Raw genomic sequence first — 12,906 nt, forward strand, 5'->3', positions numbered from 1 at the left:
CTTTTTACTGCGTCTGCAGCAGGCTCTCCGTCAAGCGATCACGCTGGAGATGGTGGAGAGAAGGAAGCCTGCAGCGATCCGGTTCATGCGTAAAATTCTTTTCATTGCAGTTCCTCTGTTATTCGAGCAATTTATTGAACATCAGTTTGGTTTCCTTTGTGAAGCTGGCTTTTTTCAATGGATGATCAAAGGATTTTTTATGGCGGAGCGACCAATCGACCTTGGATGGGTTCGCGTATTTGCAGCGGTGGGGGAAATGGGCAGTCTCTCGTCTGCGGCCGGAATTCTCGGCCTGACCCAGCCTGCCGTCAGCTATCAGGTCCGCCGCCTCGAAGAGCAGATGGGCGTCAGCCTCCTGCAGCGGCAGCATCGCGGTGTCGAGTTGACGCCGGAGGGACGCCGGCTTTTCGACGTCGCCTCACGCACGGTCGATGATGTCGACGCGTTGGTGCGCAGCTTCCGCAGCCAGTCCGAACGCCCCGCGATCAGGCTGAGAACGGATTATGCTTTCTCGTCGCTCTGGTTGATTCCGCGTATGCATACCTTCCGCCTGCTTTATCCGGAAATGGACATCCAGATCGTCGCGACGCAGCGCATGGAGCAGGGCCCGTCGGATGGCGACATTGCCGTCGTCTTCGGAACGCGGCAGGAATTCGGCAGAAACGCAACGCTACTTCTGCCGGAAAGGGTCGTCCCGATTTGCACCCAAGGCTTTCTGGATCGGAACGGCCCCTTCTTCGATCCGTTCGAGATTGCCGGCGCGCGTCTTCTGCATCTCGATTCGCGCGCGCCGTCGCCGTGGTTCGATTGGAAGAGTTACCTCGCCGAACTCGGCATCAGCCGTGATGCGGCCGTAGGGCAGGGCGAGCTCAGTTTCAACACCTATTCGCTCGTCGTGCAGGCGGCGATCGGTGAGCAGGGGCTGGCGATCGGCTGGATGGGTCTGGTCGATTCGCTGCTCTCGTCACGTATGCTCGTCGCGGCCGGACCGATGCTGGAGGCCAAGGACCGCGGTTACTGGCTTTTGCCGCCGAAAGCGCAGAGCGCAGAGACCGATCGGCTTGCTGCCTGGCTGATCTCTGAGGCAGGCATGGACCCGGTCAAGGCGCAAGATCTTTGAGAAAATCCCGGCACCAGCGCGAAACATCGTGTTCCAGCAAATGGTCCATCATCATCTGCCAGCGCTCTTTGCGCTCTTCCATAGGCATGCTGAGCGCGCGCGCCAGCGCGTTTGCCGTACCCTCTATGTCGTAAGGGTTGACCAGTAGGGAGCCTTTCAATTCACGGGCGGCACCGGCGAAACGCGAAAGTACGAGCACGCCCGGATCGTTCGGGTCCTGCGCGGCCACATATTCCTTCGCTACAAGGTTCATCCCGTCGCGGAGCGGCGTCACGAGGCCGACTTTGCCGAGCCGGTAAAGGCCCGCAAGGATGTGTCGGCCGACGGAGCGGTTGATATAGCGTATCGGCACCCAATCGACGGCGCTGAGAGCGCCGTTCACCCTGCCGGCCTGCTCGGCCACGGTGCGCTGCATGGCTTCGTATTCCGGCACTTCGGAGCGGGATTTCGGCGTGATCTGCAGATAGGTGACGCGCCCCTGCTGCGCTGGGTTTGCCAGGATGAAGCGCTCGAAAGCGTCGATGCGCTGCGTGATTCCCTTGGAGTAATCGAGACGATCGACGCCGATGATCAGGCTGCGGCCTTCTATGCTTAGACGCGCTTTTTTGACCATGCTGTTGGTCGCGGCCTTTTGGGCGAATTCGGCAAAGGCTGCAGTCTCGATGCTGATCGCATAGGCCCCGCCCTTGAAAGTCCGGCCGTGGGAGCTGTAGCGCCCTTCGCCAAGCTCGTCGCCGATACCTTCCCGTCTGAGACATCCGGCAAAATTCTCAAGGTCGTGATCCGTCTGAAAGCCGACGACATCGTAGTGCGAGAGGCCACGCATGATCTGCTCGTGAACCGGCATCGTGAAGATTACGTCCGCAGGCGGCCAGGGAATATGAAGGAAAAAGCCGATGCGGTTCTTCAGACCCATTTGACGCAGCTCTGCAGCGAGCGGGATCAGGTGGTAGTCGTGCACCCAGATGAGGTCGTCGGGTTCGATCAGCGGCGCCAGTCGATGGGCGAAAAAACGGTTGACGCGGAAATAGCCGGCCATCTCCTTGCGGCCGTATTCCGCGAGATCCAGCCGGTAGTGACAGATCGGCCAGAGAACGCGGTTGGCAAAGCCGTGATAGTATTCATCCACATCGGTATCGGTCAGATCCGTCAGTGCATAGGTGATATTGCCTTGCTGCAGCCGTGCAAGCGGCGGCGGCTCATGCTCGCCGCTCGATTTTCCCGACCAGCCCATCCATATGCCGCCGCGCTCTTCGAGGGCTGCCTTCAGCGCAACCGCCAGCCCGCCGGCGGGCGCAATGCCGCCCTTGTCGGGAACGGGCACGCGATTGGAGACAATGACAAGACGGCCCATGCCAGTTCCTTTCATACAAGAAAATATTACGAGTGCTCAAATCTTCAGGAGACCAATGTCGCAATAATGCCGCGCAAAGCCTCGGCAGAGGGGATGGAGCCGCGCGCTTCACTCGCAGGCGAAAGCGGCCCGACGCGGATCGAATGGCCGCCAAGCCGGTTGACCGTGCGAAACATCGCTTCGTCGGTCACGTCATCTCCGATTGCAATGGCGCGTCTGCCGGCAAAGACCGGCTGTGCGAGAAAGGCTTCGACCGCATGGCCCTTGTCGGCGCTGGCGGGACGAATTTCGATGACCATTTTGCCGTGCTGGATCGTCCAGTTCGGTCCTGCTCGGCTAAGCGCCTGTTCCATCAATGGTTCGAGTTCGAGCTCCCTCTCTGGCGCAAGCCGATAATGTGCGGCGACTGCCGCTCCCTTATCCTCGATCAGAACGCCCGCCCAACCTGCAGTCTCGGCGGTGAGATCCTCCTTCAGCCGCTCGAATTCCGCTGTTACTTCGGCTTTGCGCACGCGTCCGTCCGGGTCCCGCCGCTCGGCGCCGTGAAGCCCAGCGATCGGAAAGTGAAACGGCGAAAAAAGCTGGTCGGCATAATCAAGCCGCCGGCCGGTCACGAGGGCTAGTGCACCCTCGAGCCTTGTCGACAAGGTGTCGAGATTTGCAGGCAGCGACGGCGGAACGACTATGTCGTCCGGCGTTTCGGCTAGCTCGAGCAAGGTCCCGTCAATATCAAGGAAGAGAGCCCATTTTTCCGGCTCGGCGGAGAGCATAGCGAGAATAGAATCTTTCCCTGAAGCCGTATCCGGTTTCGAGGCGCTGAGAGACTGCTTCTGGTATGACATGAGGCTCTATCTATGTCAGGCCCCGCTTCAGGCAACCCTAGCTTTCCGTTTCGAAACGCGGCAGGCCTTCGATATTGGCGGTCCAGGGTAGAGCGGAGCGGCACCAGATCTGCTTGCGCGGCCGCAGCTCGGCCCGCTGATCGATCGTGCCGACGCGGATGCCGACGAAGGCGTTGTCCTCTCCCATGCGATAGAGATGCGAACCGCAATCCGGGCAGAAGAATTGCCGGCTGCGCGCGCCACTTTCGCCATGCTTGACATAGATTTTCGGCGTGCTGCGGAGAAGCCGGAAGTCCTCCTGCCGCGCAACCGCGCTGACGCGATAAGCCGTCCCTGTCAGCCGCTGGCAATCCGTGCAATGACAGATGATGACGCGCTCCGGATCGATCTCGGCCTCATAGGCAACCGCGCCGCAATGGCATCCACCGGTAACGTGCATCGGCTCCTCAATCCGCCAGCTGCGTCGCCGGATGCTGGCCATAGAAGGCCTTGGCATCGGCGGTGAAGGCGGCCCGCGCTTCCACGTTGGTGTAGAACATATGGCCGCCGCGATAGACGTCCAGGCTTACACGGCCTCGGGTGAGGCTTTCAGGCAGATGATCCACGACATAGCGGCTAACGCCATAGGGCGTGACGATATCGCTGTAACCATGTGCGATCAGCAAATGAAAGCTTGGATTGGAACCCAGCAATTCGCGGATGTCGTCCGTTATGCTCGCCTGCAACCGCGATCCGCCGCCGCGTCCACCCCCCCATTCCCACTGACGGCTGACGTCGCTTTCGAGCAGCGCATAGGTCATCTCGGTTTTGAAGCCGAGTTCGTTGCGCGCGTAATCGGCAAAAGCGCCCCCATAAGCGCGCGTGAAGCCGTCGAGGACCGCATCGTCACCACGATCGGAGTCTGACTCCGGATAAGGGTCCAGCGTTGCGAACGAAGCATCATAGGGGCTCATCACCTCGCCTAGCGACCTGGCGGAATTCTTGGCAAAGGCGTTGCCCAGGAAGCCGCGGTTGCGGGTGACGACGTCTTCGGGAATGCCGGACATCGCCGAGACCTTGCCATAGAATGCTTTCGCAGCGTCCCCCACCGGCGCCGGGCCGGCCAGGGTCGTCAGATATTCGCCGAGCGCGAACTTCTCCGCGTCCTGCTGCGTCTTCTCGTCGAAGGTCTTGCGGCGTTCGGCTTCAGCGGCGGCGAGCGACGGGAACTCGAGAGCAGCCCCAAGTGCAAACCGGTCTGCATTGAACATCAACTGGCCCTCTAGCAACGGCGAGAGCATGATCGCGCCGGAGACGATGACGCCCTGGCTTTGCCGAAGGGCTGCAGCGACCTTCGCCGCTCGGAAACCGCCATAGCTTTCGCCGAGAAGATATTTTGGTGAGCCTGAGCGATTGTTATGCGCGACATAAAGCGCGATCGCCTTTGCGATGCTCTGCGCATCGGCGCTGACGTTGTAGTAATTCGATGCGTCGTCGGCTCTCGCTGTGCGGCTCCATCCCGTGCCGATCGGATCGATCAGCACGAGATCGGTAAAATCGAGCCAGCTCTGTGGGTTATCGACGAGCTTCGCGTTTGCGCCGTCCCGGGCCTGCGGGCCGAAATCCAATATGCGCGGCCCTACGAGCCCAAGATGCAGGAATGCGGAGGCAGCACCCGGACCACCATTGAACGCGAAGGTGATGGGCCGGTCGGCTACACCCTCCTTGGCGGTATAGGCGGTGTAGAATATCGCGCCTGTCCGCGAGCCGTCCTGACCGAAGAGATCGAGCGTGCCCGCCGTCGCCGTATAGGCCAGCCTGCGGCCGCCGATGTTTCGCTCATGCTGGGTCACGGAATCGGGCGGCAACAGCTTCAACACGCCGGGCCGCTCCTGGGCATTCGAGATAGCAGGTGCGGCAAGAGCCAGCAGGGCGAACAGGATGGCAGATCGGAAGGACACTCTTTCCTCCTGGGCGATGGAACACGATCAGCGGCAGCGTAACATCTGCGATCCCAGAGAGGTATCAAGAGATGGTGATATGCAGGTGAGGAGGGGCGCTTACGTCTTCTGGATCGTCTGCGCATTGACGTACAGTGCACGTCCGGCATTCCAGCCGCTGATCGCGGCTCCAAGTCCGAGCAGAACGAAGAGTATCGCGGACCAGGCATAACCTCCCGTGGCGCCGCGAATGAGCCCGACGATCAGCGGGCCGACAGCGGCCAGCAGATAGCCGACGCATTGTGCCATGCCGGATAGGTGAGCTGCGACATGCGCATCGCGCGAGCGCAGCACGATCGTCGTCATTGCGACTGCAATCAGGCCGCCTTGTCCTATCCCCTGCAGCGCCGCCCAAAGCCAGACCGTCGAAAGCGGCGCGAAGAGCAAGCCGAGCAGGGCTACCACGGCAATGATACAAAGCGACGCATTGATCAGCCGCTGGTCCTTGCCGCGCACGGCAATCTGCGGCGTCACGAGGCAAGCAGCAGCCTGCACCACGACTGACACCGAAACGATGGCGCCGGCAGTCACGCCGTCGAGTCCGCGCTCGCGAAGGATCGGCGCGAGCCAGCCGAAGACGCAATAGGCCAGCGCTGATTGAAGGCCCATGAAAAGCGTGACCTGCCAGGCAAGCCGGTCGCGCCAAAGCCCATCGACTCTGAAGCCGCTCCGGCGCGGCCGAGCCGGAATCCCGAGAACCTGGGGAAGCCAGATCAGAGCGACGACGAAGGCGGGCAATGCCCAGGCGGCAAGAGCGCCCTCCAGCGATCCGTCGAGCGTATGCTCGATCGGCAGCGTGAAACCGGCAGCACTCGCCGCGCCGGCGCAAAGCGCCATCGTGTAGCCGCCGGTCATCAGCGCGGTGCGGTCGGCGAAGTCGCGCTTGACCAGGCCGGGAAGCAGGACGTTTCCGATGGCGATACAAGCACCAGCGAGTGCTGTTCCGAGAAAGAGAAGCGGAACAGAGGATAGCCCGCGCATGGCCGTGCCGAGCGCCAGCAGCAACAGCACGCCGAGGAGCGTTCGCTCGGCACCCATGCGCTGTGCCAGCTTTGGCGCGAGCGGCGAAAAGACACCCAGGCAAACGATGGGAAGCGTGGTCAACAGGCTCGCGCCGAGAGCCGAAAGGCCGAGACCTGAGCGAATTTCCGGCAGCAGCGCCGATGCGCTGGAAAAGACCGGGCGAAGGTTAAAGGCAATGAGCAACAGACTGACGCCGAGAATGATGCGGCTTGCCGCTGTCGACTGTGCAGGCGCTTCCGGTGCGGGAATGCTGTCCGCCTCGGCATCGATCAACTGCTCGTCGATGGCATCGAGAGCCTCGGCTGTATCAGAAATGGAGGTGGTCATGAAAGAATCATCCGTTCAAGGGCGGCGATGACCGGCTGCATGAAGCGGCGCACGGCGGCGTCAGCTTTCGCGGGGCGTCCGGTCTCGATGGCATCGATGATACTGACGTGCGCCTGCATGTCGGGTTCGGGAATATCCTGCCCGAGCGTTGCCTCGATGGTTTCGGCGATCGAAGCCGAGAAGAAGTCATAGATCTCGATCATCGCGCGGTTGCCCGAGGCTGCGATGATCGCCTTGTGAAAGGTAAGATCGCGCTCGATAAAAGCCGCCTTGTCGCCGCCTTCGTAATTGCCGCGCTCGGCCAGAAGGTCGCGCAGCCGAGTGATGATTTCCGGCGTCTGCCGCAGCGAAGCGAGGCGGGCCGCCTCGACATCCAGGGCGCAACGCGCTTCGAATTGGTCGCGCAGGCTTGCGCGTCGGGCCATCGTCAGCGGCCGAGTCGCATCCATTGTCGAAAGGACGTAGGTTCCGGAGCCCTGCCGCGTTTCGAGCAGGCCCTGAGAGACAAGCACGCGCACGGCCTCACGGATCGTGCCCCTGCTGACTGCCAGCGCGGCGGAAAGTGCCGCCTCGTTCGGCAGCTTGTCGCCGACGCTCCATCGCTTCGCGAGGATCTCGCCGCGGATTGCTTCAATCGCGGTCTCGGCCAAGTTTGTTCTGTTGAGCGGCTGCATGGCATATTCATAAAGTCATCAGATGACTTTATGAATATGCCAGTGCCTCGGCGCCTGTCAAAGAAAATCTGCAAAATAAAAAGGGCCGCCTCAGCGACCCTTTCCATGAGTTTGGCCTGTTAACTGGCCTGGACCGTCAAGGCGGCCCCAGGAAGGCGGGGATTAGAGCGAGGGCTGCCTCGCTTTCGTCACCTCTCCCATGCCCGTTACGAGGTCCGAAATCTCATTAGACATTGGATCACCTTCCTTTCGTTCTGTTGCTGATGATTAAAAGGTAAGGAAAAATTTCGATGATGCAAGGGAAATTCTTGCGATGACCGCCGTGACGTAGCCGAGAGGCAATGTGTTCACAAACGAAGAAACGTGATCGCCGAATGTGATCGCCTGCAGTGTTTCCAACCCGCATGCCGCCTTAAAAAATTGCAATCGTTAAGTTTTTATTCACCATCGCGCTCGACAATCGATCGGGCATTTCCAATCAGTCCCGTTGCTGAGACGGCGGGTTCCGGAGTCAGAAAAGCATGTGTCGCTGGGCAGCCTATCGTGGAGACCCCCTCTATCTCGAGGAACTGGTGTCCTCTCCCGCCCATTCACTCATCGAACAATCCCATTGCGCCACCCGCGCCAAGACCGCAACGAACGGCGACGGCTTCGGTATTGCCTGGTATGGCGACCGGCCGGAGCCGGGCCGCTATCGCGACATCCTTCCCGCATGGTCCGACTGCAATCTGAAGAGCCTGGCACGGCAAATCCGCTCGTCGCTTTTCCTGGCCCATGTTCGAGCAGCCACAGGAGGCGGCACACGGCGCGATAATTGCCATCCCTTCACGCACGAGAATTGGTCTTTCATGCACAACGGCCAGATCGGCGGCTTCGAGCGCCTGCGCCGTGCCATGGAGGCGATGCTCGATGACGAGCTCTTCAATGTTCGCAGTGGCACGACTGACTCCGAGCTGATGTTCCTGCTCGCTTTGCAATTCGGTCTGCGCCAGGCGCCGCTCGTTGCGATGGCGGAAATGGTGAGCTTCGTCGAAGGGCTTGCTGAAAACATCCTGGGCCGAGCCCATCTGCGTTTCACCGCCGCGTTTTCCGACGGACGGTCGCTGTACGGAATTCGTTATGCAACCGATCGAAGGGCGCCGACACTTTACGCCTCACCGATGCGCCAGGGACATTGCCTTGTTTCCGAGCCGTTGAACGACGACATCGATGCCTGGACCGAAATACCGGACGGTAGCGCAGTTACGATTGGCGAGAACGGCATCGAGGTCGCCGCCTTCAAGCCGGAAAAGTGCAGCGGCGTCGTGGCGGATATCGCTATTTCTGCCTGAAGCGCTCGGCAATCAGCGCCGCCAGCTTTTCCGCAACCTCTTCCTTGGCGAGATCGGGCCATTTCTCGACACCGCTTCGGCTGACCAGCTTCACGCTGTTGCGCGTGCCGCCCATGATGCCCGTCGCCGCAGAAACGTCGTTGGCAACGATCAGGTCGGCGCCCTTGCGCTCGAGCTTGGCCTTGGCGTTGCTTTCCACATCCTGCGTCTCGGCGGCAAAGCCGATCACCAGCTTTGGTCGCATCGTGTGGTGGCCGACGGTCTTAAGGATGTCCGGGTTTTCGGTGAGAGACAGCGTCGGGATGGACTCGCCCGGATGCTTCTTGATCTTCTGATCGGCGGCAGAGGCCACGCGCCAGTCGGCCACGGCCGCCACCATGACGGCAATATCGGCCGGCAGCGCCGCGAGCACCGCATCGCGCATTTCTTCGGCGCGCTCGACATGAATCGTCCTGACGCTGACGGGATCGGCAATCGCCACTGGTCCGGAGACGAGCGTCACATCCGCGCCGAGCCTCGCAAGTGCTGCGGCAATCGCGTGCCCTTGCCTGCCGGAGGAGCGATTGGCGATGTAGCGGACCGGGTCGATTGGCTCGTGGGTCGGTCCCGAGGTAACGATCGCCCTGCGCCCTGCAAGCGGCTTCGGTCCATCGTCAAGCAGCGCTTCCGCGGCGGCTACGATCTCCAGCGGTTCAGCCATGCGGCCGGTGCCGATCTCGTTGCCCTCTGCCATCTCGCCCGCCATCGGCCCGACGAAATGGATTCCATCACTTTTCAGGATGTCGAAATTCCGCTTCGTCGCCGCGTGCGACCACATCTTCGGGTTCATCGCCGGCGCGGCAAGGACCGGCCTGTCCGTCGCGAGCAAAACGGTCGAGGCCAGATCGTCCGCGAAACCGTTTGCCATCTTGGCCATCAGATCGGCCGTCGCCGGCGCGATGACAATGAGGTCGCAGTCGCGGGCAAGCCGGATATGGCCGACATCCTGCTCGTCCTGCCGCGAAAAGAGATCGGTGAACACGTGGTCTGCAGCAAGCGCACCGACGGCAAGCGGCGTCACGAATTCCTGCGCGCCCTTCGTCATCACCGGACGTACCGAGGTCCCGCGCTCGCGCAGGCGCCGGATCAGGTCGAGGCTCTTATAGGCCGCGATACCGCCTGAAATGATAAGCAGGATGCGTTTGCCGCTGAGAGCCATGGCCTTCTACCCGTCGCCTTGTTGACCACTGCCGACCCTAAGCCTTTGGCGGATAACATGCAATCATCACGGCGCGCCTAAGCTCTCCGGCCATTCGGAGTGAAGATCGCGATCGCAAGTCCGACGCCCGCGAGTTGGAGAATGGAGCCGCCTGCTTCCGCGAGCGTCGGCAGGCGTTGCTCGAAGAGGAAGCCGAAGATCAGTCCAAAGATCGTTTCGGCAACGATCAACTGCGCGGCAAGCGCAAGCGGCAGCCGCTTCGAAGCGATCATCCAGAGCAGCGTCGCCAACCACGCTCCGGCGAGCCCCATGATGAGCGACCAGAGAATGAATCGTAAAAGCTCGGCGCCTGTGAAGACGATGTCCGTGCCGATCGAAGTGAATGGGATGAGCACGAGGCTGCCGATACCTGCGCCGATACCCTGAAGGCCTGTCCATTGCAGGATATCCGGCGCCTCCGGCGACTGCATTGCCGCCGTGCTCGCAAGTCCGTAAATGACCCACAATGCAAGACCGATCAGCGTTGAGCCGATACCCAGGATGATCGCTGCCTCATCGCCGGAAGGCGTGGCGGAAAAGATCGAGACATTCACCCAACCGATGCCCGCTGCAATCAAGAGCAGCGGCAGGGCGAGCATCTGCCAGGCAACGGAGCGGTCGCGAAAATTCGCAATGATCGCGAGAATCACCGGCATGGTCCCGATGACGAGCGGCGGAATGGCAGCGCCTACAAGCCGAACGGCATAGGCGACGCTGACGAAATAGCCGACATAACCGACACCGCCGAGAAGCAGTGCGGTGACTGCAAGCCGAGGCTTTATGTTCCTCGGCCGGAAGCGTGGATTGACCATCAGAACCACGCTCGCCACGGCAAAGAGCCCGTAGCGCGCGATTGTCAGGTCCATCGTGTTGAATGGCGCAATGGCGCGGGGCACGACGAAAGTCAGTCCCCACAAAGCGCATGTGGCGAGGCCGCAAAGGACACCGATGAGCATGGTTCACCTGAGGGTCGAGGGTGCCCGAAAAGCAAAAAGGAAGCTCGAGTGATATGCGGGATAACCATCCGAGACAAGTCTCAGCCGCGACATCTGTTTTCCAGCCTTGATCGCTGGAAGAGGCCAACAGGAAGGGGTATTTCGGATTGGAAAGTTGCATGAATCCATTGGTGATAGCCGAGGATTCATGCAGCTGTTGATAGGTCGATGTGCATTCAAAAGCGTTCGCGATAACGCTGGTGGTTTGGGTGGCAGATAATCGCGCTGCGGTTACGTGCGAGTGATTGAAACGCCGCCGTCGAGCAGCGAAGCCGTGCCTGTTACGAAGCTCGAGTCGTCGGAGGCAAGGTAGAGGACGGAGCGGGCTATCTCTTCCGGCGTTGCGACGCGCTTCAGGGCGTGCAGATTGGTGATGAAGTCCTGTTTGTCCGGCGTATCGTTCATGTCGCGATACATGTCGGTATCGACTGCGCCGGGCAGGATGGCATTGACGCGGACATTCTGCGGGCCGAACTCGGCAGCAAGTGCCTGCGTCAGGCCGATCAGTCCGGACTTGCTGGCGGCGTAGGCGGCAACGCCCGGGAAGGCGAAGCTGTAGCCGACGAAGGTAGAGGTGAAGATCACCGAGCCGCCGCTGTGTTTCGCCATTTCCGTGATCTGGTGTTTGGCGCCCAGGAAAGAGGCGGTGAGGTTGACAGCCAGAGCTTCGTTGAAGCCTGCCTCGGAAACGCCCGTGCTCGGCCCAGCTTCGCCGAGCATGCCGGCATTGTTGAAGGCGATGTCGAGCTTGCCGTAATTTTCGATCGCCGCAGCGACAAGTGCCTTCTGGTAGTCTTCCGAGCGCACGTCACCAGCGACTGCAAAGGCTTCGCCGCCGGCACCCTTGATTTCCGCGACGAGGCTGTCGAGTTCTACCTGCCGACGCGCGCCAATGACGACTTTGGCGCCTTCAGCGGCGAAGAGCTTTGCTGTCGAGCGGCCGATGCCGGAGCTAGCTCCGGTGATGATTGCGACTTTGTTATTCAAGCGGTTCATTGTTCCATCTCCTAGTCGGGGGGACAGCGTCTGTGGCCCCTTCGATGCGTTGAAGATGGCATTTTCCATGCGTTCGGATTAGTCTCCATATGATGGAACTCGAATTCGGAAATGCCGAACGATGATCAAGATCGAAGGGATAGCGGTTTTCGTCGCAGTGGTGGAATCAGGTTCCGTGAGCGAGGCTGCGAGGCGCCTCCGCCTGTCGAAATCCGTTGTCAGCGAAAGGCTGGCTGATCTGGAAAAGACACTTGGCGGTTTGCTGCTTCACCGCACGACACGCAAGCTAACGCTGACGGAAGACGGCACGGCTTTTATGGAGCGTGCGCTTCGAATCCTGCGTGAGATAGAAGAGGCCGCAGCCGACATGGCCGAACGCCGAGGTACGCTCGCCGGTCCCTTGCGTATTGCAGCACCTGTCACCCTCGGTCGCCTCCATCTTGGTCCGGCGCTTTATCCGTTTTTGGCAGAGCACCCCGAAATCGCGCTGACGCTCGACATTGATGACCGTCGCGTGGACGCCTCGTCGGAAGGCTACGACGCCATCATCCGCCATGGGCCGATCGCCGATTCACGCCTGGTGGCCTGGAAGCTCTCGCGCAGCCGCCGTCTTCTGACGGCTTCCCCGGCCTATCTCGACCGCCATGGGACACCGGCGACATTGGCCGATCTCGACGATCATCGAGGCCTGTTCTACACTAATCGCGGTATCGCGGACTGGCGCTTCCAGACCCTGGAGGGTGCAATCGTCGTGCGTGCGAAGCTGGCGATGGGTATCAATAATGGCGACATGCTTCGCGATGCGGCAATCGCCGGTCTCGGCATCGCGCTGCTGCCGACCTTCATTGCCGGTCCGGCAATCCGCGAAGGCAAGCTTGTCGAGATTGATGTCGGCTACAAGCCCGAAGCTGAGTTCATCTACATGGCGCATCCGGAAGGCCGTAACCCTTCCGCCAAACTCCGCGCCATAGCCGATCACCTGAAAAAAGCCTTCGGCGATCCGCCTTATTGGGATCCTGCAGGCTAAA

12 protein-coding genes are annotated in these 12,906 nt (G+C 60.8%); 3 read left to right on the top strand and 9 right to left on the bottom strand.

Features of this window, described 5'->3' with window-relative positions; genetic code table 11:
* Positions 1-199: 199 nt before the first annotated feature.
* Positions 200-1,120, top strand: coding sequence for a choline sulfate utilization transcriptional regulator (locus N2599_RS20415; RefSeq protein WP_027510873.1), 921 nt, complete (start codon positions 200-202; stop codon positions 1,118-1,120).
* Here the strand turns inward: N2599_RS20415 and otsA are convergent.
* The 6 genes from otsA to N2599_RS20445 all read right to left on the bottom strand — a co-directional run bounded on the left by otsA (position 1,101) and on the right by N2599_RS20445 (position 7,319).
* Positions 1,101-2,474, bottom strand: coding sequence for an alpha,alpha-trehalose-phosphate synthase (UDP-forming) (otsA, locus tag N2599_RS20420; protein ID WP_027510872.1), 1,374 nt, complete (start codon positions 2,472-2,474; stop codon positions 1,101-1,103). The genes N2599_RS20415 and otsA overlap by 20 nt on opposite strands.
* 44 nt (positions 2,475-2,518) lie before the next feature.
* Positions 2,519-3,316 (bottom strand): trehalose-phosphatase, encoded by a 798-nt coding sequence (otsB, locus tag N2599_RS20425; protein WP_027510871.1) that lies wholly within the window; start codon positions 3,314-3,316, stop codon positions 2,519-2,521.
* A gap of 37 nt (positions 3,317-3,353) precedes the next feature.
* Positions 3,354-3,755: a GFA family protein gene (locus N2599_RS20430; RefSeq protein ID WP_027510870.1), complete on the bottom strand. Its 402-nt coding sequence runs from the start codon at positions 3,753-3,755 to the stop codon at positions 3,354-3,356.
* A 7-nt stretch (positions 3,756-3,762) separates the two neighbouring features.
* Positions 3,763-5,256, bottom strand: coding sequence for a S10 family peptidase (locus N2599_RS20435; RefSeq protein WP_027510869.1), 1,494 nt, complete (start codon positions 5,254-5,256; stop codon positions 3,763-3,765).
* Between the two features lie 99 nt (positions 5,257-5,355).
* On the bottom strand, positions 5,356-6,645 hold the full coding sequence (locus N2599_RS20440; protein WP_027510868.1) for a CynX/NimT family MFS transporter: 1,290 nt from the start codon (positions 6,643-6,645) through the stop codon (positions 5,356-5,358).
* A complete protein-coding gene (locus tag N2599_RS20445; RefSeq protein WP_027510867.1) occupies positions 6,642-7,319 on the bottom strand; it encodes a FadR/GntR family transcriptional regulator in 678 nt (225 codons plus the stop codon). Before N2599_RS20445 ends, N2599_RS20440 begins: the two co-directional genes overlap by 4 nt.
* 521 nt (positions 7,320-7,840) lie before the next feature.
* Here N2599_RS20445 and N2599_RS20450 point away from each other — a divergent pair.
* Entirely contained in the window at positions 7,841-8,650 is an 810-nt protein-coding gene (locus N2599_RS20450; protein WP_027510866.1) for a class II glutamine amidotransferase, read from the top strand.
* On the opposite strand, the gene coaBC is transcribed toward N2599_RS20450, so the two are convergent.
* The 3 genes from coaBC to N2599_RS20465 all read right to left on the bottom strand — a co-directional run bounded on the left by coaBC (position 8,637) and on the right by N2599_RS20465 (position 11,878).
* On the bottom strand, positions 8,637-9,848 hold the full coding sequence (gene coaBC / locus N2599_RS20455) for a bifunctional phosphopantothenoylcysteine decarboxylase/phosphopantothenate--cysteine ligase CoaBC (RefSeq protein ID WP_027510865.1): 1,212 nt from the start codon (positions 9,846-9,848) through the stop codon (positions 8,637-8,639). The two genes, N2599_RS20450 and coaBC, sit on opposite strands and share 14 nt — an antisense overlap.
* Before the next feature lie 77 nt (positions 9,849-9,925).
* The gene (locus N2599_RS20460; RefSeq protein WP_027510864.1) at positions 9,926-10,843 is read right to left on the bottom strand and encodes a DMT family transporter; all 918 of its coding nucleotides are present in this window, start codon (positions 10,841-10,843) and stop codon (positions 9,926-9,928) included.
* 270 nt (positions 10,844-11,113) lie between these two features.
* Complete coding sequence (locus N2599_RS20465; RefSeq protein ID WP_027510863.1) at positions 11,114-11,878, bottom strand: SDR family oxidoreductase; 765 nt, start codon at positions 11,876-11,878, stop codon at positions 11,114-11,116.
* 121 nt (positions 11,879-11,999) lie between these two features.
* Between N2599_RS20465 and N2599_RS20470 the strand changes: the two genes are divergently transcribed.
* Entirely contained in the window at positions 12,000-12,905 is a 906-nt protein-coding gene (locus N2599_RS20470; protein WP_027510862.1) for a LysR family transcriptional regulator, read from the top strand.
* Position 12,906: the final 1 nt, after the last annotated feature.

It is taken from the genome of Rhizobium sullae, assembly GCF_025200715.1.
Classification (GTDB): domain Bacteria; phylum Pseudomonadota; class Alphaproteobacteria; order Rhizobiales; family Rhizobiaceae; genus Rhizobium; species Rhizobium sullae.